This is a genomic window from Nocardioides sp. GY 10127, from assembly GCF_004919085.1.
Lineage (GTDB): Bacteria > Actinomycetota > Actinomycetes > Propionibacteriales > Nocardioidaceae > Nocardioides.
This window is the reverse complement of sequence record NZ_STGL01000001.1, coordinates 330,158-354,725: the sequence shown is the minus strand read 5'-3', so window position 1 is coordinate 354,725 and position 24,568 is coordinate 330,158. Positions and strand designations below refer to the sequence as shown.

Below are 24,568 nucleotides of genomic sequence, written 5' to 3'. Positions count from 1 at the left end.
GCCGCGCACGGGAACGGTGCCAGGATCGGGGCGTGAGCACCCAGGAGCAGGCCGTCGAGCGGTTCGGGGTCGTCTGGTCGCCGGACACCCGGCTCCACGACCCGCGGCACGAGGTGTGGGTCGGGACGCCGACGCCGGCCGTCGAGGTCCCGGAGCGCGTCGACGTCCTGCTGGAGGCTCTGACGGGCGACTCGGGAGGCGACTCCGGGAGCGCGGGGCCCGGCCCGCGGGCGCTCGTCGAGGCGACCTCGCACGACGACCGGGTGCTCCGCCGCGTCCACGAGCCAGGGCTGCTGCTCGCGCTGCGGGACCTCGAGCGCCGGTGGGCCGCCGGACCGTACGCGGCGCTGGTGGGTCAGGACCGCGCCGTCCCCTACTTCTTCGCCACGCCCGCCCTGCTCGCCGGGATGCCGCCGACGCCGGCGCGGGCGTTGCACGCGCAGGTCGGCGAACGCTGCTACGACACGATGACGCTGGTCGGACCGGGCACGTGGGCGGCGGTCCGCGCGGCGGTGGACTGCGCGCTCACGGCGGTCGACCTCGTGGCAGCGGGGGCGCGCGGCGCCTACGCGCTCTGCCGTCCGCCGGGCCACCACGCGACACCCGGCGGCTACGGGGGGTCGTGCTACCTCAACAACGCGGCCGTGGCGGCGGAGGCGCTGCTGGACGCCGGGTGCCACACCGTCTCTGTCATCGACATCGACGCCCACCACGGCAACGGGACGCAGGCCGCGTTCTGGCGCCGCGGCGACGTCCGGTACGGGTCGGTGCACGTCGACCCGGCGGCGGGCTGGTTCCCGCACGTCTTCGGGCACGAGAGCGAGGTCGGCGAGGGCTCGGGGACGGGGGCGACGCTGAACCGCCCGGTGCCCGAGGGCACCGAGGACGGGCGCTGGCTGGCGGAGATCGTGCGGCTGGCAGCCTTCGCCGAGGGCGCGGACGCGCTTGTGGTCTCGCTCGGCCTCGACGCGGCCGTCGACGACCCCGAGGCGCCCCTCGCGATCACCCACGACGGGTACCGGCTGGCGGGGGAGATCCTCGGCGGGCTGGGCATCCCGACCGTCGTCGTGCAGGAGGGCGGGTACCACCTGCCGAGCCTCGGCAGCCTGGTGCGCGCCTACCTCGAGGGGCACGAGGGCGCGTGAGTGAGACCTTCGTGCGCGTGCAGGCCACCTACCGCGGACGCCTCGGTGTCGAGGTGGGGATCTTCGTGGCCGTCGATCACCTCCGGAGGGCGGGACGGCTCACCCCGGCCGAGACCGAGCGGTACCTCGAGATCGACGACTGGTTCCTGGAGCACCTCCCGCACCCGCCGTTCTACGCCGACGGCAACACCGTCGGCGCCGTCACCTGGTTCCGCGAGCCGGTGCCCCCGGCGATGGCGAGCCGCGTGCTGGCCCTGCGGGACCTGCTGACGGCGCACGGGGTGGAGCACGAGGAGGTCCGCTCGTCCGACCCGGGCGTCGAGATCTACCGCGACGACGTCCAGGTGGGCGTCGTCCCGCACGAGCGAGGTGAGCCGACTGCGCCGTCCGGCGTGGAGCTCGCACCGACGACCGCGGGATCGAAGCGCGCCGTGTCCGTGTCCCCGATCCGGGCGGTCGTGCTGGGCACCTCCGAGGCGGTGGAGGTGGTGCGCGAGGGGCTGCGTCGACAGGGATACGTGGTGCTCGGGCCGGGCGACCCGCTGCCTCACGGTCTCGAGGAGGGGCAGGTCCTACGGGTCGCGGACGAGGAAGGGGCGGGGACGGCGGGGCCGGCTCCCGTCGTCTGGAATCCGGTGGACGGGCCGGCCGCTCTGGTGTCGGCCCTGGCCGCGCGCGGCGTCGACGCACGACTCGGTGTGGCCGGGCCTCCCACCTGAGAATCGAACACAGATTCGAACCTGGGCGTATCCTCTGGCCATGGTCAGACACGTCGCCCCGCCGGGCTGGCCCCGGCAGGTCCGTCCCCCCGACGCCCCCGACTGGGAGCGCACGGCCGTGGGGTGGCTGCTCGACCTCTGTCCGCCGGAGTACCGCGGCTACCCCGCGCTGCGTGGACACCCGGTGGTCCTGGCCCGGTTCGCCGCGCTGCACGTGGAGGCGTCCGCCGAGGCCTGCAGGCGGGGGGTGAGCCGGGCCCGGGCCGACCTGCGCGACGTCGCCCAGCTCGACGTCGTCGAGGACGCCGTGCAGGCCTGGCTGGCCGAGGAGGCCCGGCTGACGGGGCTGAGGCGGGCGGTCGGGCTGGTCGAGGATGCGATCCGGGGGCGGCGCTACGTCGCTCGGCTGTGAGGCTCAGGCCTGTCTCCCGACCAGGGGATCGGCCGTCCCGAGACGCCACAGCGCGACGCCGTGCAGGCCGCGGCGCGCGGCCAGGGCCAGGCGCGCGTCCACCGAGCGGGCGTCGGACCACCACAGCACCGTGCCTCCCGGGAGCGTCGCGCTCCACTCGCCGTCGCGGCGGTGCCACCGGGGCGTGACGCCCGCTCGCTCCACCCGTCGTCGAGCGCTCGCCGGGGAGATGCTGGTCCCGGTGCGGCCGGAGGACTCCGGCGGCCAGGTGTAGCCGTACCCGGCCACCCCCAGGTCCAGGCGGCGGGCCGGGACGGCCCGGCGCGCCGCCCTCAGTGCGGCTCTCTGCCACACCAACGAACCGACGGGACCAGGCCCCGTCCAGGTCGGGCCGTGCTGGTCGTAGGCCATCAGCTGGACGACGTCGACGATCCCGGCGATCCGGCGCAGGCGGTAGCCGGCGGCGCGGTAGGAGCGCAGGGACGTCCTGGCCGAGACGTCCACCGTGAGGGCCGCGGTGGACGGGAGGGCGCCCCGCAGCTCCCGCAGCAGCGAGACCAGCCCTGCCGCGTCTGCGGCACGGACCCGTTCCAGGTCCACGTTCAGCCCGTCCCAGCCCGCGCGCCTCACCGTCCGCGCCGCGGACGACGCCACGGCCGCCCGGTGAGCGGGGTGGTGCAGCAGGCGGTGCTGGGCCCGGGCGTCGAAGCCGACCGGCTCGCGGTAGTTGCTGAGGATCAGCTGCGCGCTGAGTCCCTCGGCGTGCGCCGTCCGCCGGAGCCGCCGGAGCCCCGCGCGGACGCTCTTGGAGGGCGTGGCCAGGCCGTCGCCCGAGGCCGTCAGCCCGATCGAGGCGACCGTGACGGTGCTGAGCGCCGCGGCGTCACGCCGCACCACGCGGGAGCGCACGCTCGGGATCGCGTACCCCGTGACCGCCGGCGACGCGGACGCCCGGTCACGTTGTGCGCCGACCGCCGCGAGCGATGCTCCCGGAGCCTCCACGGTGCCCCACAGGAGAGCGCTGAGGAGCCCCGCGAGCAGGAGCGCCGAGGGGCGAGAGGGTCGGCGGTTCACCCCACCATGGTCGGCCGAGGGGCGGGACGCCGCAGGGATTCGGCGAGCAATCCGTGGGGATTCCCTGGACCCCGGGTGATCGCGTCGCTCGTAGGCTCGGCGCGTGTCCGTCTCCGACCCCACCTTCGCGTCCGTCCTGCTCGTCGATCCGCGCGGGTGGCTGCTCCTCCAGGAGCGCGACGAGCACCCGCGGATCGACCCCGACTGCTGGGGACTGCCCGGCGGCCACATGGAGCCGGGGGAGACGCCGCTCGAGGCGGCGGTGCGTGAGCTCGAGGAGGAGACGGGGCTCGTGCTGTCCCCGGACGAGCTGACGCAGGTCGAGCAGCACGACGCCGGCCACGGCCTCGTGACCACGCTCGCCGCGGGCGCGGCCCTCACCGACGCCGACGTCGAGTGCCACGAGGGCCGGCAGATCGTGCTCGTCGACCCGGCGACGGTGCCGGAGCTTCCGCTCACCAGGTCGGCCGGCGTCCTGTTCTCGTGGTTCCTCGGCAGCGACCTGCACGACCGCCTGACGCGCGAGGCCGCCGCGCGGGCGTGACGCGCTCCCGGGGGTGCTGGACCCGGGCGGGGGTCCCCCTAGACTCGGGGTGCCACCCCTGACGTGCGCCACGCGTGCGTCGAGGGGCAGGCGGCAAGGCGGCGTCACGCGTCGCACACGGACGAAGGGACGGAGGCCTGGATGGGAGTCCTGGCGACGGTCAGGGAGCCGCGTGACCTGCGGGGACTGACCGAGGACCAGCTCGACACCCTCGCCGGGGAGATCCGGGACCTGCTGGTGCGCTCGACCTCCAAGGTCGGCGGCCACCTCGGCCCCAACCTCGGGGTCGTGGAGCTCACGATCGCCCTGCACCGGGTCTTCGACTCCCCGCACGACCGGGTCGTCCTCGACACCGGGCACCAGTCCTACGTCCACAAGATCCTCACCGGCCGGGCCGACGACTTCGACCACCTGCGGCAGGAGGGTGGGCTCTCCGGCTACCCGAGCCGTGAGGAGTCCGAGCACGACCTCGTCGAGAACTCCCACGCTTCCACCGCGCTCTCCTACGCCGACGGCCTCGCGAAGGCCTACGCCGTGCGTGGCGAGGACAGGCACGTGGTCGCCGTCATCGGCGACGGGGCGCTGACCGGCGGGATGGCCTGGGAGGCGCTGAACAACATCGCCGTGGCGCCGGACAGCCGCCTCGTGATCGTGGTCAACGACAACGGGCGCTCCTACACGCCCACCGTGGGCGGTCTGGCCACCGCGCTGGCCACGCTGCGGACGAACCCGCGCTACGAGCAGATGCTCGACATGGTGAAGAAGCGCCTCAACGCCGTGCCCGGCGTCGGCCCCACCGCCTACGACGCGCTGCACGCGATGAAGAAGGGTCTCAAGGACGCGCTCGCGCCGCAGGGTCTCTTCGAGGACCTCGGCCTGAAGTACGTCGGGCCCGTCGACGGGCACGACCGCGCCGCGATGGAGCAGGCGCTCACCCAGGCCAAGCGCTTCAACGGCCCCGTGATCGTGCACGCGATCACCCGCAAGGGCTTCGGCTACGACGCCGCCGAGCGGCACGAGGCCGACCAGTTCCACTCCCCGCAGCCGTTCGACATCGAGTCCGGCGAGGAGCGCAAGCGCGGTCGTATCTGGACCGACCACTTCTCCGAGGCCATCGTCGAGATCGGCGAGCGCCGCGAGGACGTCGTCGGCATCACCGCGGCGATGATGCACCCGGTCGGGCTGGACGCGTTCGAGGCGCGCTTCCCCGAGCGGACGTTCGACGTCGGGATCGCGGAGCAGCACGCCGCGACGTCCGCGGCGGGCATGGCGATGGCCGGCCTGCACCCCGTGGTGGCGCTCTACGCCACGTTCCTCAACCGGGCGTTCGACCAGGTCCTCATGGACGTGGCCCTGCACCGCCTCGGCGTGACGTTCGTGCTCGACCGCTCCGGCGTGACCGGCGACGACGGTGCCAGCCACAACGGCATGTGGGACATGTCGATGCTCCAGTGCGTGCCGGGCCTGAGGCTCGCCGCCCCCCGCGACGCCGCGCGGCTGCGCGAGCTGCTGGACGAGGCCGTCGACGTGGACGACGCGCCGACGGTCGTGCGCTACCCCAAGGGCGCGCCCCCGGCCGACCTCGAGGCCGTGGACACGGTGGCCGGGTCCGACGGCGCGGTGGTCGACGTCCTCGTGCGCGAGGGTGCGCGCGACGTCCTGCTCGTGGGTGTCGGGTCCATGGCGACCACGGCGGTGGACGTGGCCGAGCGCCTGCGTGACCAGGGGATCGGCGTCACCGTCGTGGACCCCCGGTGGGTCAAGCCGGTGCCCTCGGCGCTCCTGGACCTGGCGCGCACCCACGGCCTCGTCGTGAGCATCGAGGACAACGGCGTGCAGGGCGGCGTGGGCGCCACGCTGCTCCAGGCCCTCAACGCCGCGCGCGTCACCACGCCGGTGCGGCTGCACGGCATCCCGCAGGAGTTCCTGGGCCACGCGAAGCGCGACGCGATCCTCGGACGCATCGGGCTCACGGCCCAGGAGATCGCCCGGGACACGGTGGAGGCGGTCTCCGCCAGCGACGGCGACGCGCTCCCCGGCTCCCGCGACGTCGAGGCGGAGCCGGACCGTCGGGGCTGACGGCCCCGGCCCCTCTCTACCGGGCCCGTCTCACGCGGAGCCCATCCTGCTCCGTGCCCTCACGATGGGCTGACACGGTCTGCTGAAGACGCCGCGGGCCGACGCACCGTGGTGGTGCGCCGGCCCTCGGCGTCGCTGACGGTGACTGCGGTCAGTGGAACTTCCCGAGCCGCTCGCGCTCCAGCAGCATGGTCAGGCCACCGTTCCAGAACGAGAAGCCCGCGCCGGTGATCATGGCAAGGTCGAGGTCCTCCGCGGCGGCGACCACCCCCTCGTCCAGCATGATCCGGGCCTCCTCGGCGAGGCCCTCGAGCACGGTGCGACGCACCTGGTCGGCCTCGAGGACGACCGGCTCGGCCGGCGTCTCCAGCATCGCGGCCACCTCGGGGTCGAGGGTGCCGTCGGGGCCGAAGTAGGACGGCTTGCGCGCCGCGACGACGCGCTCGAGCGCGGGCGAGACGTAGAAGCGGTCCGGGAAGGCCCCGGCCAGCGTCTCGGTGTTGTGCAGGGCGATGGCCGGGCCGACGAGGGCCATGAGCGTGAACGGCGGCATCGGGGCCACGCCGCCGAACGCGCCGTCCACGACCTCGATCGGGGTGCCCGCGTCGACGACCTTGGAGACCTCGCTCATGAACCGGCCCAGGAGCCGGTTGACGATGAAGGACGGGGAGTCCTGGACGAGGATCGTGGTCTTCTTCAGCGCCTTGCCGGTGCCGAAGGCCGTGGCGAGGGTGGCGTCGTCCGTGCGCTCGCCCTGGACGATCTCGAGGAGCGGCATGACCGCGACGGGGTTGAAGAAGTGGAAGCCGACAACCCGCTCGGGGTGCTCGAGGTCGGCGGCCATCTCGGTGATCGACAGCGACGAGGTGTTGGTCGCGAGCACGCAGGTCTCGCTCACCACCTTCTCGACGTCGGCGAAGACCGACTTCTTGACGCCCATCTCCTCGAAGACGGCCTCGATGACGAAGTCGGCGTCGGCGAACGCGTCCGCCTTCTCCACCACGCCCGAGACCAGCGCCTTGTGGCGGTTGGCCCGGTCCGCGGAGATGCGTCCCTTGGCGAGCAGCTTGTCGAGCTCGGCGTGCACGTAGGCGACGCCCTTGTCGACGCGCTCCTGGTCTAGGTCGGAGAGGACGACCGGGACCTCGAGGCGACGGACGAAGAGGAGGGCGAGCTGGCTGGCCATGAGACCGGCACCGACGATGCCGACCTTGGTGACCGGGCGGGCCAGGCTCCGGTCCGGGGCGCCGGCGGGACGCTTGGCGCGCTTCTGGACCAGGTCGAAGGCGTAGAGGCTGGCGAGGAGCTGCGGGGTCATCGCCATGTCCACCAGCGAGGTGTCCTCGGCGGCGAAGCCCTCGTCGCGGGTGGCTGTCCGGGCCCCCTCGATGAGCTCGACGGCACGCTGGGCCGCAGGGCTGGCCCCACCGGTGCGTCCGGCCACGACGGCGCGGGCCCGAGCGAGGGCGTCGTCCCACGCCTGACCGCGGTCGATCTCGGGCCGCTGGACCGTCTCGGTGCCGTTCAGCACGCCGGCGGCCCAGAGCAGGGACTGCTCGAGGTAGTCGGCGCCCGAGAACATCGCGTCGGCGAGGCCGAGGCGGAACGCCTCGTAGCCCTTGAGCGTCTTGCCGTTGTTGAGGGGGTTCTCGATCATGACGGTGACCGCCTTATCGGCGCCCACGAGGTTCGGGACGAGGTAGCCGCCGCCCCAGCCGGGGATGAGCCCGAGCATGACCTCGGGCAGGCCGAGGGCCGGCGCGGAGTCCATCACCGTGCGGTAGTGGCAGTGGAGCGCGACCTCGAGGCCGCCGCCCAGGGCGAGGCCGTTGACGAAGCCGAAGCTGGTCTTGCCGCCGTCCTGCAGCTTGCGGAAGACGGCGTGGCCGAGCTCGGCGACGACGCGGATGCCCTCGGGCCCGCCCGCCGCGATGCTCGTGAGATCGGCGCCCGCGGCGAGGATGAACGGCTTGCCGGTGACGCCGAGGCTCGTCACCTCGTCGTCGGCGAGCGCGGCGTCGATCGCCTCGTTGAGGCTGAGGAGGCCGCCGAGACCGAAGGTGTTGGGCTTGGTGTGGTCCTCGCCGTTGTCGAGGGTGATCAGGCCCATCACGCCGGCGCCGCCGGGGAGGGTCACCTTGCGCAGGTGGGCACGCGTGACGCGCTCGTTCTCGGGCGCCAGGGCGCGGGCCTTCTCGAGGAGGGTGGTCATGTCGGTGGCCATCAGGCGTCGCTCCCGGTGCTGTCGTCGTTGCCGGACCAGTGGGGGTTCTCCCAGACGACCGTGCCGCCCATGCCGATGCCGATGCACATGGTGGTGAGGCCGTAGCGGACGTCGGGGCGCTCCTCGAAGCGGCGCGCCAGCTGCGTCATGAGGCGCACGCCGGAGGAGGCGAGCGGGTGGCCCATCGCGATGGCGCCGCCGTACGGGTTGACCCGCTCGTCGTCGTCGGCGATGCCGAAGTGCTCCAGGAAGGCGAGCACCTGGACGGCGAACGCCTCGTTGATCTCGAAGGCGTCGATGTCGTCGATGGTGAGCCCGGCCTGCTTGAGCGCCTTCTCCGTCGCGGGGATCGGACCGGCGCCCATGACCTCGGGCTCCACCCCCATGAACGAGTAGGACACCAGGCGCATCTTCACCGGGAGGCCCAGCTCGTTCGCGGTGTCCTCGTCGGCGAGCAGGCAGGCCGTCGCACCGTCGTTGATACCGGCGGCGTTGCCCGCGGAGACGCGCCCGTGCGGACGGAACGGGGTCTTGAGGGCGGCCAGGTCCTCCAGGGTGGTGCCGGGTCGCATCGGCTCGTCGGTGGTGGCCAGGCCCCAGCCGAGCTCGGCCGAGCGGGTGGCCACCGGCACGAGGTCGGGCTGGATCTGCTCGTTGGCGTACGCCTTGGCCGTCTTCTCCTGGGAGCGGACGGCGTAGGCGTCCGTGCGCTCCTTGGTGATGGACGGGTACCGGTCGTGCAGGTTCTCGGCGGTCTTGCCCATGACCAGGGCGTCCGGGTCGACGATGCGCTCGGAGAGGATGCGCGGGTTCGGGTCGACGCCCTCGCCCATCGGGTGGCGTCCCATGTGCTCGACGCCGCCGGCGATGGCGATGTCGTAGGAGCCGAACGCGATGCCGCCGGCGGTGGTGGTCACGGCGGTCATGGCGCCGGCGCACATGCGGTCGATCGAGTAGCCGGGCACGGACTTCGGGAGCCCGGCGAGCAGGGCGGCGGTGCGGCCGATGGTCAGGCCCTGGTCGCCGATCTGCGTGGTGGCTGCGATGGCGACCTCGTCCACCCGCTCGGGCGGCAGGTCGGGGTTGCGGCGGAGGAGCTCGCGGATGCACTTGATGACGAGGTCGTCGGCGCGGGTCTCGGCGTACTGGCCCTTGGCCTTGCCGAAGGGGGTGCGCACGCCGTCGACGAAGACGACCTCTCGCGACTGTCGGGGCACGGGGCCTCCTGTGGTGGGCGGAGCTTGCCCGCACAACGTTACTCCCTAGTAACTAGGTCGCGCGAGTACTAGGTGTGCGGCGCGTCACGTCCGTGTCGCCGGACGCGTCCTGCTACCGACTCCACGGGCCCCGGCGGAATATCGTGGGACGTCGCCGGTTGGACGGACGGCGGCGCCGACCGGAACCCCCCGACGGGCGCCCTGCAACCAGCGAGGACGGAGGACCCACGTGGCCGAGGACCGACTCGTGCACATCCTCGACGAGGTGCCGGAGCTCGACGAGCGCGACGCGGACGTCGACCTGACGCTCGTGCTGTCGCTCGACGGGTTCCTGGACGCCGGCAACGCCGCGCGCCGAGCGGTGCAGCACCTCCTCGACATCGCCGACGACAGCCCGGTCACGGGTGTCGGTGGCGCGGACCTGACCGGCCGCGAGGCCTCGCCCCGCCCGCCGGGCTGGCGCCCCGGCAAGGTGGTGGCCACCTTCGACGTCGACGAGCTCCACGACTACCGGGCGCGTCGCCCCGCCGTCACCTTCTCCGTCGACCGCTACACCGACTACGACGCGCCGCGCCTCGTGGTGCGACTGCTTCACGACTCCGGCGGGAACCCGTACCTGCTGCTGCACGGCCCCGAGCCCGACGTCCGGTGGGAGGCGTTCGCGCGCGCCGTGCGCCGCGTCGTCGAGCGCTTCGACGTGGACCGGGTCATCAGCCTCGGCGCCGTGCCCATGGCCGTGCCGCACACCCGGCCGCTGGCCATGACGCAGCACGCCAACGACCCCGACCTGCTCACCGGCACGAGCCCGTGGTCCGGTGAGCTCCGCGTGCCGTCCAGCGCCCAGGCGCTCCTGGAGATCCGCCTGGGGGAGTGGGGTCACGCCGCGCTCGGGTTCGTGGCGCACGTGCCGCACTACCTGGCGCAGCTCGACTACCCCGGCGCGTCCACCTCGCTCCTCGAGCGGGTGGAGATCGCCGGTCGCCTCACCATCGACCTCTCGGGCCTACGGGCGGAGGCCGAGGACCGCGAGGCCGAGATCGGTCGGTACCTCGAGGACAACAGCGAGGTGGCGGACGTCGTCGAGGCGCTCGAGCAGCAGTACGACGCCTTCGAGCGGGCCGAGCAGTCCGGTGAGGGCCTGCTGGCCAAGGACGAGCCGCTGCCGAGCGGCGACGAGCTCGGGCGCCAGTTCGAGCAGTTCCTCGCTGAGCTCGACCAGGCGGACCCCGAGAACCCCGAGGAGCCCGGCGAGGGCTGGGGCCGGCCCCAGGGCTGAGGCCCGCCGAACCCCGCACCCGGGCTGAGCAGGACCGCTCCGCCAGGACCGTCTGCAGGACCGTTTGCCAGGACCACAGGAGAACCGGAAGAATCGTGCCGAGCACCACCGACGAGCTGCTGTTCCTGCTCGACCTCGAGACCATCGACGACAACCTGTTCCGGGGGTCGCAGCTGCCCTCGCAGCTCCCGCGGGTGTACGGCGGGCAGGTCGCCGCGCAGGCCGTGGTGGCGGCTGCTCGGACCGTGGGCGAGGGCTTCGCGATCCACTCGCTGCACTCGTACTTCCTCCAGCCCGGTGACACCGGCGCGCCCATCATCTACGACGTCGAGAAGCTGCGGGACGGGCGGTCGTTCACGACCCGCCGCGTGCTCGCGCGGCAGCACGGGCGTCCCATCTTCGTGATGACCGTCGACCTCGCGCGCGAGGAGGAGAGCTGGGACCACCAGGACGTCATGCCGGTCGGCGTCCCCGGCCCTGAGGAGTGCCCCGACCCGCGGGACGCGGCACCGCCGGGCAAGCGGTTCACCGACTGGGACGTCTCCGAGATCCGCTACGCGGGCAGCTCCGCCGACGTCCTGCCGCCCGACCCGGAGCGGCCCGGACGTCAGCGAGTGTGGCTCCGCGTCGGCCGGGACCTGCCGTCCGACCCGCTGCTGCAGGCCGCCGCGTTCGTCTACGGCTCGGACATGGCGCTGCTCGGCCCCGCATTCGCCCCGCACGGGCTGAGGTTCGGCGACAACCGGTCGATGGCGGCCTCGCTCGACCACGCGGTGTGGTTCCACCGGCCCTTCCGGGCCGACGACTGGTGGCTCTACGACCAGCACTCGCCGAGCATGGCCGGCGCTCGCGCGCTCATCAACGCGCGCGTGTTCACGCAGGACGGTCGCCTGGTCGCGTCCGTGGCCCAGGAGGCGCTCATCCGCCGGAGGGACCCCGCGCGGGAGCACTGATCGGGTGGGGCTCTGCCCCGTCCACGGGCAGGCTCCGGGTCAGGCTCCGGGGTAGGCGCTGCCGAGCAGGTGCCAGGTGTCCGACCCCGGGCGGGAGAGGCTGAAGTCCAGCCCGCCGTCGGGGCGCAGACGGCTGCCGAACGCCACCGACCCCGGGAGCAGCACCGGCTTGCGGAACCCGACCTCCACCGTGCAGGCCGGCGGGAGCCGGTTCTCGAAGGAGGCCACACAGCGCGCCATGGTCCACATGCCGTGGGCGATGGCGCGAGGGAAGCCGAAGGCCTTCGCGGTCCACGGATGGACGTGGATCGGGTTCCAGTCGCCGGCCACGGATGCGTACCGACGTCCGAGATCGGCGGGCAGCTTCCACACCGTGCCGGTCGGGGGCACCTGCGGGAGATCGAGAAGACCCGGCGCATCCGGCTGCCCGTTGCTGCGGTGCAGGTAGGAGGAGGACTCCTCCCACGCGACCTCCCCGGACTCCGCGTCGCAGACGGTGGTGACGAAGTCGAACACCCTTCCGCTGCGGTGCGGACGGGCAGGCCCGACGCTGACCTCGACGTCGACGACCTCGCCGGGATGGAGACGGCGTGAGGCGGTGATCCGGTTCTCGACGTGGACGAGCCCGAGAGCCGGTGCGGGGAAGGCGGGCTCTGCCATGAGACCCAACTGCAGGTCGAAGCCGAGCAGGTGGGGGTAGGTGAGCGGCACGGCGTCGCGCGGGGCGAACCCGCAGAGCTCCGCGTAGCGTCCGGCCGCTTCGGCGTCGATGCGGACGTCGGACCTCCGCCGTGCCAGTCGCTCGGCGCGGCCCGCGGCCGGGTCCTTCCGCACCCCGGGCAGCAGGGTTATGCCCGGCACCGACGGCAGCGCCGCGCGGGCGAGAGCTCCCACCCCGCCCACGTCAGGCGCCCAGCATCATCTGGCCGCACACGCGGACCACGTTGCCGTTGACCCGGGCCGAGGCGGGGTCCGCGAACCAGGCGACGGTCTCCGCGACGTCCACGGGGAGCCCGCCCTGAGCCAGGGCGTTGAGGCGCTGGCCGATCTCGCGGGTGGCGAACGGGACCGCGGCCGTCATCTGCGTGATGATGAAACCGGGGGCGACCGCGTTGATCCGGACGCCGTTCGGCAGGTCGTCGCGCAGCGCCTCGACGAGCCCGATCACGCCTGCCTTGGACGTCGCGTAGTTCGTCTGGCCGACGTTGCCGGCGATGCCCGCGATGCTGGCCACCCCCACGACCGAGGCGCCGTCGTTGAGCACGCCGTCGTCGAGCAGCGTGCGGGTGATGCGCTCCGGGGCGGTGAGGTTGACCGCGATGACCTGCTCCCAGCGGTCCGCCTTCATGTTGGCGAGCTTCTTGTCGCGGGTGATGCCGGCGTTGTGGACGACGACGTCGACCCCGCCGTGCTCGCGCTGCAGGTGCTGCGCGATACGAGCGGGGGCGTCCTTGGCGGTGATGTCGAGGGCCAGCCAGTCGCCGCCGATCTCGGAGGTGAGTCGCTGCAGGTCGCTGGCGGCCTGCGGGACGTCGAGCCCCACGACCGTCGCGCCGTCGCGCGCGAGCACCCGGGAGATCTGCTCACCGATGCCGCGGCTGGCACCGGTCACGAGCGCCACCTTGCCCTCCAGGGGGCGCCGCCAGTCGGTCGCCGGGGCCGCCGGCTGGGACCCGTGCGCGCCCACGCGCACCACCTGCCCGGAGACGTAGGCCGACTTGGGGGAGAGGAGGAACGCGAGCGTGCTGGAGACGTCCTGCTCCGCGCCCTCGGCGACGTAGACGAGCTGGACCGTGCCGCCGCGTCCGATCTCCTTGCCCAAGCTGCGGGTGAATCCCTCCAGCGCTCGCTGCGCGATGCGCGCCGACCCGGCGACCTGCTCCGGAGGGGTGCCCAGGACGACGATCCGGGCACACGTCTCCAGGCTGCGCATCACGGGTGCCACCTCGTCCCGCAGTGCTCCGAGCGCGGAGGAGTCGGTGAGACCGCTCGCGTCGACGACGATCCCGCGATAGCGGGTCTCCGGCGCTGGGACCGGCTCGTGGGCGATCTCCAGCGCGTCCAGCTGCTTGGCGACGGGCGAGGCGAGTCGCCCGTCCCCGACGAGGAGGACCCTGCCGGAGACGAGCTCGTCGCCGTCGTGCCAGCGGGCGAGCCGGACCGGGTCGGGGAGCCCGAGGTTCTTCACGAGCAGCTTGCCGAACGGGCTGGCGGTGAACGCCTGGTAGCGGTCGGACATGGTGCGGGTCTCCTGGATGGGTGGGGGAGCGAGGTGCAGCGCCGCCCCGTCGTCGTGGGCGCCGGCTGCGGAGTTGTCCTCGTCACTGGCAGGGTGGTTCCCGTCGATGTAACCGACGAGTAACCTCCACTGTCCACGATACGTGACCTGGACCTCACCACCCTCTGGTGCAGGCAGCCGAGAGCGCAAGGACCTCCCCATGCTGAAGCAGACCCGCCGCGTCGCCGTCCTGGGCGGCAACCGCATTCCCTTCGCCCGTGCCAACGGTGCCTACAGCACGGCGTCCAACCAGGAGATGCTGACCGCGGCCCTCGACGGCCTGGTCGACCGGTTCGACCTCCGGGGGGAGAGGCTGGGCGAGGTCGTGGCCGGCGCGGTCCTCAAGCACAGCCGCGACTTCAACCTGGCCAGGGAGTCCGTCCTCGGTTCCGGGTTGTCACCGGAGACCCCCGCGACCGACATCCAGCAGGCGTGCGGCACCGGACTCCAGGCAGCCATCCAGGTGGCGAACAAGATCGCGCTCGGCCAGATCGAGGTCGGCGTGGCAGGCGGTACCGACACGGCCTCGGACGCCCCCATCGCCGTGAGTGACCGGCTCCGTCGCAAGCTCCTCGACCTCAACACCGCGCGCGACGCCAAGGCGCGGCTCGGGGTCCTGTCGTCGTTGCGTCCGGGCGACATCGGACTGGCCATCCCCCGCAACAGCGAGCCGCGCACCGGCCTGTCCATGGGTGAGCACGCAGCCCTCACCGCGGTGGAGTGGAAAGTCGAGCGTTCCGCACAGGACGAGCTGGCCGCCGCGTCCCATCAGAACCTCGCCGCCGCCTACGAGTCCGGATGGCTCGACGACCAGGTGACCCCGTTCCGCGGCGTGGATCGCGACACCAACCTCCGGCCTGACTCCTCGGTGGAGAAGCTCGCGAAGCTCAAGCCCGTCTTCGGGAAGGGCGAGGCGGCCACCATGACGGCCGGCAACTCGACCCCGCTCACCGACGGTGCCTCGACGGTCCTGCTGGCCTCCGAGGAGTGGGCGCAGGCGCACGGCATCCCCGTACTGGCCTACCTCACGGAGTACGAGACGGCGGCGGTCGACTACGTGCACGGCGGGGAGGGACTACTGATGGCGCCGGCGTATGCCATGGCCCGCATGCTCACCAGGGCCGGGCTCACGCTGCAGGACTTCGACTTCTACGAGATCCACGAGGCCTTTGCGTCTCAGGTGCTGGCGACGATGAAGGCCTGGGAGGACCCGGTCTTCTGCCGTGAGCGCCTGGGCCTCCCCGAGGCGATGGGGTCGATCGACCGCGAGAAGCTCAACGTGCACGGGTCGTCTCTGGCGGCCGGTCACCCGTTCGCGGCGACGGGTGGACGCATCCTCCCCGTGCTGGCGAAGCTCCTCGCGGACAAGGGCAGCGGACGAGGGGTCATCTCTGTGTGTGCCGCCGGCGGCCAGGGCGTGACCGCCATCCTCGAGCGTCCCTGAACGCCCGAAAGTCGCCGGCGGAGCCGGTCAGCCTGCCGGTGGGCGGGGGTCCGGGGCAAGGTCCGCCCGGGGCTGACCCGGTCGACCACGGTGCCGGGTCCACCCGGGACCATCGGCCGTCCCGACCGTTCCCCCTGTCGACGGGTCGTCTGGCGGGTGCTCCGCCGCTCGGTGTCCGTGCCGGTCAGGCTGCCGATCCGCAGGTGGCAGGAACTCGGGCAGGTGGTCGTCAGCGTTGATCCGTACCTCCCAGGGGGACCCGTGCACCAGGCGGTGGTGGGAGCCGCACAGGAGCACGAGGTTGGGCAGCGCGGTGTCGCCACCGGTGGCCCAGCTGCGCACGTGGTGGGCGTGGCACATGACGGGCGGTCTCGAGCAGCCCGGGAAGGCGCAGCCTGCGTCGCGCACCACCAGTGCCCGCCACAGCGACACGGGGACCACCCGGGTGCTGCGTCCGACGTCCAGCACCTCTCCGCGTGAGCCCAGGACGGCGGGCACGATCTCGGCGTCGCAGGCGAGCCGGCGCAGGGTGCTGACCGGCAAGGGTGTGCCGTCCTCCGACGCCGGTACGTCGTCGGGCGCGGCGCCTTGGAGCACGTCCAGTGGGACGGTGACGCTGAGCCGGGGCCGCGCCCCGTGGGTCTCAGGGGGCAGCTCCGTGTCGAGAGCGTGCTGTGCCACCTGCACCACGGCGTCCCAGAGCCGGGTGCCATGGTCACGTGGGTCCAGACGCGCCACCTCGTCCCCACTCGCAACGACCGGCGAGGTGAGCGGGAGCAGTGCGGCCCGCAGCACGGCCGCGTCCTCCAGCGTCCCTCGCCCACGGAGACGCACCCCGCCGCAGCCGTCGTCGGTGATGGACAGGAACCGGCGCTGGTGGGCCACCCGGTCGAGGCGGTCCTTCGCCGCCTCCTCGCGGGCGGCGGTGCCGTCGGGGTCGAGCCGGGCAAGGATGCGCACGGCCGTCCGGTCGAGGTCGGTGGCGTTGAGCCGGTGCGTCTCGTCGAGCAGGGTCAGCTCCGCGACCTCGCGCAGCTGAGCATCGCCCGGAAGTCGGTCGAGGTGTTCCAGGACGACGTGCGCCTGCTCCGGGCTCGTCGCACCCGACTCCATCGACTCCAGCGTCGCGGGACGTTCCCGGACGAGACGGACGGCGGCGTCGACGATCCGCCGACCCGCGCCGCGGCGGAGTCCGGCGAGATGGGTGTACCAGTCGGCGGTGGACCCCCACCCGAGCTCGGTGCGTGCCAGCCCCCGCTCCTCCACGGCCGCCAGGGCTCGGGCCTCGAGTGCCGCGAGCCGCGACCGCAGGTGCTGGATGCCCTCCACGAGGTCCACCAACGCCTGGGGCTCGGCGTCCGGGAGGGCTGTGGGGTCCAGCCCGTCCAGCTCCCCCTGGAGGGCGTCGAGCAGGCGCGCGACGGAGGCCGACGTCGGCGTCGGGCTGCTCTCGGGGAGCTCGAGGGTGGTGAGGGCCATGGCTCGATCTCACCGCCTCCGCCCGCCTCCTCGCCGACAGCAAGCCGCGCCTGGGGAGTAGCCAGTCGACACAAGGACCTGTGGGCACTTCGTGGCGGTCGCGGCTTCGACCACCCAGCACGTGGCCCGGACGGAAGCCCGGCAGGTCACGCCAGGAGCGACCTCACGGTCTCGATCGTGTCGGCCTCGGTCGGCGTCTTGTCCTCCCGGTAGCGCACGACCCGCGCGAAGCGCAGGGCGACACCGCCGCCGTAGCGCGTCGAGCGTTGCACCCCGTCCACCGCGACCTCCACCACCTGCTCGGGCCGCACGGTCACCACCCACCCGTCGTCACCGGTCTCGAGCGAGCGGAAGCGCTCCGTCTGCCACGCCAGCATCTCGTCCGTCATCCCCTTGAAGGTCTTGCCCACCATCACCAGGTCGTCCCCGGACCTCGCGGCCAGGTGGATGTTGGACAGCCATCCGCGACGACGCCCGGACCCGTGCTCGACGGCGACCACGACGAGGTCCAGCGTGTGCACCGGCTTCACCTTGACCCAGGACGCACCGCGCCGTCCTGCCTCGTACGTCGAGCCCAGGGACTTGATCACCACGCCCTCGTGACCCGCGGCGACGGCCTCTCGCGCGAAGGCGGCGGCTGCCTCGGGGTCGCCGGTGACCAGCCGGGCGACCCGGTGCGCCTCGGGCACCAGCGCGGCGAGCCGCTCCAGCCGTTCCCCCAGCGGGCGGTCGTGGAGGTCCTCCCCGTCCACGTGCAGCACGTCGAAGAACCACGGGGTCACCGCCAGGTCCGTGGCCCCCTGCCGCGCGGTGCGTGAGGACGTCTCCTGGAACGGTCGTGGCCGGCCGTCCGCCTCGAGGAGCAGCGCCTCCCCGTCCAGCACGACGCTCGTGACGGGCAGCGCCCGCACCACCGCCACGACCTCCGGGAGCCGGCTCGTGATGTCGTCCAGCGTCCGCGTCACGACGCGCACGTCCTCGCCCGAGCGGTGCACCTGGACCCGGATGCCGTCCAGCTTCACGTCCACCGCCACGGCACCCTGCGCCGGGCCGGCCGCCTTCGCCACCCCCGTGGCCACGTCGGGCGCCGAGGACGCCAGCATCGGCAGGATCGGCCGCATCACCTCGAGCCCCACGGCGTCCAGTGCCTCGAGGCCGTCGCGGAGCGCGACGACCACCGCGGTGACGGGGGAGCCCGCCATCATGGCCGCCCGGCGCACGGCCGCGGCGGGCACGTCGGCCACCAGCGCGGCCGCCTCGATCAGGACGGCATCGAGCGCGCCCTGGCGCACCTCGCCGGTCATCACCGAGCGCAGCCAGCGCTGCTCCTCGGCCGTGGCGCGGCCGAGGAGGTCGCCCAGCAGAGCGGTCCGACGCGCCACGGAGCCCGGGCCCGAGACTGCGGAGAGCGCGTCCAGCGTCCGGTTGACGACGAGCACCTCCAGAGAGGGCCGGTCCGCCGGCTGCGGCAGCTCCTGCAGCGAGCGCCACCCCACCCCCGTGCGCCGCTGGAGCAGGGAGCCCCCGAGCCACGACGCCACCACCTCCACCTCGCCCTCCGGCGTGCGGCCGAGCAGGTCCGCCATCGCGTCCCGCTTGGCGTGGCGCGCGCGGGTGCTCGCGACCTGGGTGGACGTCTCGACGACCTCGTGGAGCAGCACGGACCGATTCAACAGGCCCCCGCCGACAGCCGCCTCGCCCCTCGGTCCCCGTGCCAGGTTCGTCGGGTCCGTCGGGTCCGGCTGGTTCGTCGGTGGCCGCGGGTACGGTTCGCTCGTGTCCTCGCAGCACCGCACCTGGCGGCCCCCGCCGCTGACGGCCGCCGACGGCACCCTGCTGCCGTGGCCGGTGCGCCGCGTGCTGGGTCTCCAGCGCCACGGGGGTGGGGACCCCACGTTCAAGGTCGCGCCGGACGACGCGGTCTGGCGCGGCGTCCGCACACCCTCCGGGCCCGCCACCCTCCGCATCCTCGCCCGCCCGTGCGACGCAGACGTCGAGGCGACGGCCTGGGGGCCGGGGGCCGAGTGGGCGCTGGAGTCGGTGCCCGCCCTGCTGGGCGGGGAGGACGACTGGACGGGGTTCACCACCGACCACCCGGTCCTGCTGGAGGCGCGCAGGCACCACCCGCACCTGCGCCTGGGCCGCACCGGGCTCGTCATGGAGGCGCTCGTGCCGGCGATCATCGAGCAGAAGGTGACGGGGCAGGAGGCGTTCGCCGGCTTCCGGATGCTCGTGCGCCGCTTCGGGGAGCCGGCACCCGGGCCGGAGGCCGCGAGTCTCGGGCTCCACCTCCAGCCGACCCCCGAGGTGCTCCGGCAGGTGCCGTCCTGGGCCTGGCTGAAGATGCACGTCGACCCCGCGCGCTCGAAGGCGGTGGTGCGGGCGGCGCGGGTCGCCGACGCCCTTGAGCGCACGGTCGGCCTCGCGGGCGAGGAGGTGGAGCGCCGCCTCACCAGCCTGCCGGGGATCGGGGAGTGGACGGCCGCCGAGGTCCGCCAGCGGGCGCACGGAGACCCGGACGCCGTCAGCTTCGGCGACTACCACGTGGCCAAGGACGTCGGCTGGGCCCTGACCGGGACCCCCTGGGACGACGACCAGCTGCGTGCGTTCCTCGAGCCCTACCGGCCGCAGCGCGGCAGGGTCCCGGCCCTGATCGCGGCGGCCGGGCTGCACCGCCCCCGCCACGGGGCGCGGATGTCCCCACGGACCCACCTGCCCAGCAGCGTCACCCGGTGGTGAGCGGAGCGGAGGCCGCGCGAGGCGGGCCGGGGCCGAGCATCGCAGGCGCCCCCGTCACCGGGCGACGCCTCAGAGCAGCGGCCGCAGCGGGCCGAGGACGGCCTCGGTGAACTTCCGGTGCACGTCGCGGGCCTGCCACTCGCCGAGGGTCAGCTCCAGGCAGTTCGTGCAGTCGGTGCGGAAGATCTCCTCCATGGCCTCGGCGAGGGCCGCGTCCACGATCTCGACGTTGATCTCGTAGTTGCCGGAGAGCGAGAGGCGGTCGATGTTGGCGGTGCCGACTGTCGTCCACGTGCCGTCGACGGTCGCGGTCTTGGCGTGCACCATGGCGCCGGCGAACCGGAAGATCCGGACGCCCGCCGCCAGGAGCTGCGAGTAGTAGCCGCGCGAGGCCCAGTCGGTGACCACGTGGTTGGACTTCAGGGGCACGAGGATGCGCACGTCCACGCCGCGCCTGGCGGCGTCCTTGAGCGCGTCGACGAAGTCCTGGTCGGGGAGGAAGTAGGCGGTGGTGAGCCAGATCCGCTCGCTGGCGCGGTTGATGGCCTCCAGGTACATCCCGCGGATGGGGAACATCCACAGGCGGGGGACGTTGCGGTGCACCCGCATCCAGGTCTCCCACGAGCCGGCGGTCTCGAGCAGCAGCGGCCGCTCGCTCGTGCGGAAGCGGCGCCGGCGGTGCAGGTTCCAGAAGTCGGCGAACGCCCGCTGGAGGTCCCACACGGCGGGGCCGACGATGCGCAGGTGCGTGTCGCGCCACTCGCCGGCGTACTCGTTGCCGACGTTGTAGCCGCCCACGAAGGCGGTCTCGGAGTCGACGACGAGGATCTTGCGGTGGTCGCGTCCGTAGCGTCGCAGGTCCAGGAACCGCAGGCCGGCGGGGTAGACGGGGTAGCGGAGCACGCGGACGCCGGCGGGGAACCGCTTGAAGCGCGGGTTCGCCAGCATGTTCGCGAACCCGTCGTAGATGCAGTACACCTCGACCCCGCGCTCGGCCGCGGCCACGAGGGCGGCCTTGATCCGCTCGCCGGTGCGGTCCGACTTCCAGATGTAGGTCTCGAAGAGGATCTGCCGGCGGGCGCCGTTGATGGCCTCGACCATGGCGTCGAAGACGTCGGCGCCGTAGGTGTAGGTCGTCACCCGGCTCTCGCCGACGACGACGGTGCGGGGGTCGGTCACGGGGAAGGGGCGCGACCGCTTGCCGCGGCGCCGGTAGGCGTCGACGAGCGAGAGCGCCACGGCCAGCGCGACCTGGAAGCCGAAGAACGCCAGCAGGCCGCGGCGTGCGAGGCGCACGACGCGGTCGAGGCGGCTGAGCGGGGATGCCACGTCGCCAACCTAGACGATGGCCACGAGGGGTCAGGACGGCGTCCCGCGACCGCGCCGGAGGTGTGACCGGGCCCGCCTCCGGCCTCGCCCTGCCGGACGGGGCGGTCTGTCGGTGGGCCACCGTAGGCTCGTCGCATGCGTCCTGTCACCGATCTCGAGCGCCGCGTCGCCCCGTTCAAGGTCCAGTCCGACTACGAGCCGTCGGGGGACCAGCCTGCGGCGATCGCGGAGATCAGCAAGCGGATCTCCGGTGGCGAGAAGGACGTCGTGCTGCTCGGTGCGACGGGCACCGGCAAGACGGCGACGGTGGCGTGGTGCGCCGAGCAGCTCCAGCGTCCGCTCCTGGTGCTCCAGCCCAACAAGACGCTGGCCGCCCAGTTCGCCAACGAGCTGCGCCAGCTCTACCCCGACAACGCGGTCGAGTACTTCGTCTCCTACTACGACTACTACCAGCCCGAGGCGTACGTCCCGCAGACGGACACCTACATCGAGAAGGACTCCTCCATCAACGAGGAGGTGGAGCGGCTGCGCCACTCCGCCACCAACTCGCTGCTCACCCGCCGCGACGTGATCGTGGTGAGCACCGTGTCCTGCATCTACGGCCTCGGCACGCCGCAGGAGTACGTGGACCGCATGCTCCGGCTCCGGGTCGGCGAGGAGCACGACCGGGACTCGATCCTGCGTCGCCTGGTCGAGATCCAGTACACGCGCAACGACCTCTCGTTCACCCGGGGCACGTTCCGCGTCCGCGGCGACACCCTCGAGATCTTCCCGGTCTACGAGGAGCACGCGGTGCGGATCGAGTTCTTCGGGGACGAGATCGAGCGCCTGATGACGCTGCACGCCGTGACCGGCGAGGTCATCACCGAGGACTCCGAGCTCTACGTGTTCCCGGCGACCCACTACGTGGCCGGCCCGGAGCGGATGGAGCGCGCGATCTCGGGGATCGAGGCGGAGCTCGCCGAGCAGCTGGCGACGTTCGAGCGCGAGGGGAAGCTCCTCGAGGCGCAGCGGCTGCGCATGCGCACCACCTACGACATCGAGATGATGCGCCAGGTCGGTTCGTGCTCGGGGATCGAGAACTACTCGATGCACATCGACGGCCGCGGCCGCGGCTCGGCCCCCAACTGCCTCCTGGACTACTTCCCGGAGGACTTCGTGCTGGTCGTGGACGAGTCCCACGTGACGATCCCGCAGATCGGCGGCATGTACGAGGGCGACATGTCGCGGAAGCGGAACCTCGTCGACCACGGCTTCCGCCTCCCCTCCGCGATGGACAACCGGCCGCTGCGGTGGGAGGAGTTCCTCGAGCGGATCGGGCAGACGATCTACCTGTCGGCGACGCCGGGCGACTACGAGCTGGACAAGGCGGGCGGGGACCGGCCGCCGCACGTGGTCGAGCAGATCATCCGCCCCACGGGCCTCGTCGACCCCGAGGTGATCGTGAAGCCCACCAAGGGCCAGATCGACGACCTCATCCACGAGATCCGCACCCGGGCCGAGAAGGACGAGCGCGTCCTCGTCACCACGCTGACCAAGAAGATGTCCGAGGACCTCACCGACTACCTCCTGGACGCCGGCATCCGCACCCGCTACCTCCACTCCGAGGTCGACACCCTCAAGCGCATCGAGCTGCTGCGCGACCTGCGGATGGGTGCCTACGACGTCCTGGTCGGCATCAACCTGCTCCGCGAGGGCCTGGACCTGCCCGAGGTGTCGCTGGTGAGCATCCTGGACGCCGACAAGGAGGGCTTCCTGCGCTCCGACAAGTCCCTGATCCAGACGATCGGACGCGCGGCGCGCAACGTGTCTGGCCAGGTCCACATGTACGCCGACCGGATCACGCCCTCGATGGAGGCCGCGATCGACGAGACCAACCGTCGTCGCGCCAAGCAGGTCGCCTACAACACCGAGCACGGCATCGACCCGACGCCGCTGCGCAAGAAGATCGCCGACATCACCGACATGCTGGCGCGCGAGGACGAGAACACCCAGGCGCTCCTGGAGACCTGGGCCGGCACCGAGGCCAAGGCCCGGGCCGGGAAGGCCGGACGCGGCAAGCAGCCGGTGCCGGCGCTGGGTGACGGCGCGGGCGTCCACGCCAAGGACCTCGCGGGCATGCCCAGCGCCGACCTCGCTCAGCTCATCCAGGACCTGACGGACCAGATGCGGACGGCGGCCGCGGAGCTGCAGTTCGAGGTGGCCGCCCGGCTGCGTGACGAGATCGACGAGCTCAAGAAGGAGCTGCGGCAGATGATGGAGGCCACGAAGTAGCCCCTCGCAAGACCCCCGGCGCGCCCGGCCCGCCCGGCGGCGAGCAGGATGCTCGGGTGAGCTCCCCGACCGCAGCGGTCACGGCCGACCCTGCCCCCCTCCGCCGCGCCCTCGCCGTCTGGGTGGTGGGCCTGAGCGTGTACCTGCTGGCGATCTTCCACCGCTCGTCGCTGGCGGTGGCGGGCCTGGTGGCCACGGAGCGCTTCGACATCACCGCCGCCCAGCTGTCCGTCTTCACCATGCTCCAGCTGCTCGTCTACGCGGGCATGCAGGTGCCGGTGGGCCTCATGGTGGACCGGTTCGGCTCGCGCGCCGTCATGCTCACCGGCGTCACCATCCTGACCGTCGCGCAGGCCGGCTTCGCGCTCGCCGACAGCTACGGGTGGGCCCTCGTCGCGCGGACGTTCGTCGGTATGGGCGACGCGATGACCTTCATCTGCCTGCTGCGGCTGGTGGCCCGCTGGTTCTCGGCCACGCGCATCCCGCTCATGACGCAGCTCTCCGGCGTCCTCGGCCAGGCGGGCGCCATCGGCGCGGCGGCGCCCATGACCTGGGCGCTCGGCACCGTCGGCTGGACGAAGGCGTACCTGTTCAGCGCCTCGCTGGGGGTCCTCGTGGCCGTGGCGGTGCTCCTCGTCGTCCAGGACGCTCCGGGCAGCCGGAGCCTCCGCGGCCCCCGGCTCTCGGCCGCCCGGGTCAAGGAGCTGCTGGCCGGCGCGTGGGCCCACCCGGGGACGCGGCTGGGCTTCTGGGCCCACTTCGTCACGCAGTTCTCCGCGACCTCGCTGGCCCTCCTGTGGGGGTACCCGTTCTTCGTCCAGGCCGAGCACCGCTCACCGGCCCAGGCGAGCCTGCTGCTCACCCTGATCGTGGTCTCGTTCATGTACAGCGGGCCGGTCCTGGGCCGGCTGGTGGGTCGCTACCCGTGGCACCGCTCGTCGATGGTCCTGGGGATCGTTTCCGCGATCGTCCTGATCTGGACCGTCGTGCTCTGCTGGCCGGGTGACGCCCCGTTCTGGCTGCTCGTCGTGATGACCCAGGTCGTCGGCATCGGCGGCCCGGCGTCCATCATCGGCTTCGACCTGGCCCGCACCTCGAACCCGGGGGAGCGCCAGGGAAGTGCTTCAGGCCTGGTGAACCAAGGCGGGTTCGTGGCGAGCCTCGTGCTCGTGATCGCCATCGGGATCATCCTCGACCTCACCACCCCACCCGGCTCGACCGACTACGACGCCACGTCGTTCCGCTGGGCGATGTCGTTCCAGTACCTGTTGTGGGGGCTCGGGCTCACGCAGGTCTACCGGCTGCGGCGGCGCGCCCGGGCGCACGCGCTCGACCTGGCCCAGCACGGCGGGATCGACCCCCGACACTGAGCGGCCCCCTGC

19 protein-coding genes are annotated in these 24,568 nt (G+C 72.9%); 11 read left to right on the top strand and 8 right to left on the bottom strand.

Features of this window, described 5'->3' with window-relative positions; genetic code table 11:
* The first annotated feature begins 32 nt into the window (after positions 1–32).
* From E8D37_RS01560 to E8D37_RS01550, 3 genes are read left to right on the top strand one after another with little or no spacing between them, the layout of a single operon-like run.
* A complete protein-coding gene (locus tag E8D37_RS01560) occupies positions 33–1,145 on the top strand; it encodes a histone deacetylase family protein (protein ID WP_168929566.1) in 1,113 nt (370 codons plus the stop codon).
* Positions 1,142–1,864 carry a hypothetical protein gene (locus tag E8D37_RS01555; RefSeq protein ID WP_136567977.1) on the top strand — a complete coding sequence of 241 codons (723 nt, stop codon included), beginning with the start codon at positions 1,142–1,144 and terminating at the stop codon, positions 1,862–1,864. The genes E8D37_RS01560 and E8D37_RS01555 overlap by 4 nt, the downstream gene beginning before the upstream one ends.
* A gap of 40 nt (positions 1,865–1,904) precedes the next feature.
* Positions 1,905–2,276, top strand: a complete 372-nt coding sequence (locus tag E8D37_RS01550) for a hypothetical protein (protein WP_136567976.1) — start codon at positions 1,905–1,907, stop codon at positions 2,274–2,276.
* Between the two features lie 3 nt (positions 2,277–2,279).
* Here the strand turns inward: E8D37_RS01550 and E8D37_RS01545 are convergent, their stop codons facing one another.
* Complete coding sequence (locus E8D37_RS01545; protein ID WP_168929565.1) at positions 2,280–3,350, bottom strand: glycosyl hydrolase family 18 protein; 1,071 nt, start codon at positions 3,348–3,350, stop codon at positions 2,280–2,282.
* Positions 3,351–3,453: 103 nt separating this feature from the next.
* Here E8D37_RS01545 and E8D37_RS01540 point away from each other — a divergent pair, with 103 nt between their 5' ends.
* Positions 3,454–3,894, top strand: coding sequence for an NUDIX domain-containing protein (locus E8D37_RS01540; protein ID WP_136567974.1), 441 nt, complete (start codon positions 3,454–3,456; stop codon positions 3,892–3,894).
* 141 nt (positions 3,895–4,035) lie between these two features.
* On the top strand, positions 4,036–5,973 hold the full coding sequence (gene dxs, locus E8D37_RS01535; protein ID WP_136567973.1) for a 1-deoxy-D-xylulose-5-phosphate synthase: 1,938 nt from the start codon (positions 4,036–4,038) through the stop codon (positions 5,971–5,973).
* Between the two features lie 151 nt (positions 5,974–6,124).
* On the opposite strand, the gene E8D37_RS01530 is transcribed toward dxs, so the two are convergent.
* Together E8D37_RS01530 and E8D37_RS01525 are read right to left on the bottom strand one after the other, a co-directional pair.
* Positions 6,125–8,197 carry a 3-hydroxyacyl-CoA dehydrogenase NAD-binding domain-containing protein gene (locus E8D37_RS01530; RefSeq protein ID WP_136567972.1) on the bottom strand — a complete coding sequence of 691 codons (2,073 nt, stop codon included), beginning with the start codon at positions 8,195–8,197 and terminating at the stop codon, positions 6,125–6,127.
* Complete coding sequence (locus E8D37_RS01525; RefSeq protein WP_136567971.1) at positions 8,197–9,414, bottom strand: thiolase family protein; 1,218 nt, start codon at positions 9,412–9,414, stop codon at positions 8,197–8,199. The genes E8D37_RS01530 and E8D37_RS01525 overlap by 1 nt, the downstream gene beginning before the upstream one ends.
* 229 nt (positions 9,415–9,643) lie before the next feature.
* On the opposite strand from E8D37_RS01525, the gene E8D37_RS01520 reads away from it, so the two are divergent.
* Entirely contained in the window at positions 9,644–10,690 is a 1,047-nt protein-coding gene (locus E8D37_RS01520; RefSeq protein WP_136567970.1) for a PAC2 family protein, read from the top strand.
* A 95-nt stretch (positions 10,691–10,785) separates the two neighbouring features.
* Positions 10,786–11,643 (top strand): acyl-CoA thioesterase II, encoded by an 858-nt coding sequence (locus E8D37_RS01515; RefSeq protein WP_136567969.1) that lies wholly within the window; start codon positions 10,786–10,788, stop codon positions 11,641–11,643.
* Between the two features lie 39 nt (positions 11,644–11,682).
* Here the strand turns inward: E8D37_RS01515 and E8D37_RS01510 are convergent, their stop codons facing one another.
* Positions 11,683–12,537 carry a MaoC/PaaZ C-terminal domain-containing protein gene (locus E8D37_RS01510; protein WP_240770117.1) on the bottom strand — a complete coding sequence of 285 codons (855 nt, stop codon included), beginning with the start codon at positions 12,535–12,537 and terminating at the stop codon, positions 11,683–11,685.
* Between the two features lie 10 nt (positions 12,538–12,547).
* Positions 12,548–13,882, bottom strand: coding sequence for a 3-oxoacyl-ACP reductase (locus tag E8D37_RS01505; RefSeq protein ID WP_136567967.1), 1,335 nt, complete (start codon positions 13,880–13,882; stop codon positions 12,548–12,550).
* A 199-nt stretch (positions 13,883–14,081) separates the two neighbouring features.
* Here E8D37_RS01505 and E8D37_RS01500 point away from each other — a divergent pair, with 199 nt between their 5' ends.
* Positions 14,082–15,365 carry an acetyl-CoA C-acetyltransferase gene (locus E8D37_RS01500; protein WP_136567966.1) on the top strand — a complete coding sequence of 428 codons (1,284 nt, stop codon included), beginning with the start codon at positions 14,082–14,084 and terminating at the stop codon, positions 15,363–15,365.
* A 27-nt stretch (positions 15,366–15,392) separates the two neighbouring features.
* Here the strand turns inward: E8D37_RS01500 and E8D37_RS01495 are convergent, their stop codons facing one another.
* The gene (locus tag E8D37_RS01495) at positions 15,393–16,844 is read right to left on the bottom strand and encodes an HNH endonuclease signature motif containing protein (protein WP_136567965.1); all 1,452 of its coding nucleotides are present in this window, start codon (positions 16,842–16,844) and stop codon (positions 15,393–15,395) included.
* Positions 16,845–16,990: 146 nt separating this feature from the next.
* Positions 16,991–18,505 carry an ATP-dependent DNA ligase gene (locus tag E8D37_RS01490; protein WP_136567964.1) on the bottom strand — a complete coding sequence of 505 codons (1,515 nt, stop codon included), beginning with the start codon at positions 18,503–18,505 and terminating at the stop codon, positions 16,991–16,993.
* Between the two features lie 115 nt (positions 18,506–18,620).
* On the opposite strand from E8D37_RS01490, the gene E8D37_RS01485 reads away from it, so the two are divergent.
* Positions 18,621–19,583: a DNA-3-methyladenine glycosylase 2 family protein gene (locus E8D37_RS01485; RefSeq protein ID WP_240770116.1), complete on the top strand. Its 963-nt coding sequence runs from the start codon at positions 18,621–18,623 to the stop codon at positions 19,581–19,583.
* A gap of 69 nt (positions 19,584–19,652) precedes the next feature.
* Here the strand turns inward: E8D37_RS01485 and E8D37_RS01480 are convergent, their stop codons facing one another.
* Positions 19,653–20,912 (bottom strand): phospholipase D-like domain-containing protein, encoded by a 1,260-nt coding sequence (locus E8D37_RS01480; protein WP_240770115.1) that lies wholly within the window; start codon positions 20,910–20,912, stop codon positions 19,653–19,655.
* Between the two features lie 135 nt (positions 20,913–21,047).
* Between E8D37_RS01480 and uvrB the strand changes: the two genes are divergently transcribed.
* Both uvrB and E8D37_RS01470 read left to right on the top strand, forming a co-directional pair.
* Complete coding sequence (gene uvrB, locus E8D37_RS01475) at positions 21,048–23,186, top strand: excinuclease ABC subunit UvrB (protein ID WP_136567963.1); 2,139 nt, start codon at positions 21,048–21,050, stop codon at positions 23,184–23,186.
* Between the two features lie 56 nt (positions 23,187–23,242).
* Positions 23,243–24,556 (top strand): MFS transporter, encoded by a 1,314-nt coding sequence (locus E8D37_RS01470; protein WP_136567962.1) that lies wholly within the window; start codon positions 23,243–23,245, stop codon positions 24,554–24,556.
* Positions 24,557–24,568 lie beyond the last annotated feature (12 nt).

What these genes read in the sequence shown, in the direction of transcription:
- E8D37_RS01550 (WP_136567976.1), top strand. Translation starts at nt 1,905, where the DNA reads ATGGTCAGACACGTCGCCCCGCCGGGCTGGCCCCGGCAGGTCCGTCCC.
- dxs (WP_136567973.1), top strand. Translation starts at nt 4,036, where the DNA reads ATGGGAGTCCTGGCGACGGTCAGGGAGCCGCGTGACCTGCGGGGACTG.
- E8D37_RS01530 (WP_136567972.1), bottom strand. Translation starts at nt 8,197, where the DNA reads ATGGCCACCGACATGACCACCCTCCTCGAGAAGGCCCGCGCCCTGGCG.
- E8D37_RS01505 (WP_136567967.1), bottom strand. Translation starts at nt 13,882, where the DNA reads ATGTCCGACCGCTACCAGGCGTTCACCGCCAGCCCGTTCGGCAAGCTG.
- E8D37_RS01500 (WP_136567966.1), top strand. Translation starts at nt 14,082, where the DNA reads ATGCTGAAGCAGACCCGCCGCGTCGCCGTCCTGGGCGGCAACCGCATT.
- E8D37_RS01495 (WP_136567965.1), bottom strand. Translation starts at nt 16,844, where the DNA reads ATGGCCCTCACCACCCTCGAGCTCCCCGAGAGCAGCCCGACGCCGACG.
- uvrB (WP_136567963.1), top strand. Translation starts at nt 21,048, where the DNA reads ATGCGTCCTGTCACCGATCTCGAGCGCCGCGTCGCCCCGTTCAAGGTC.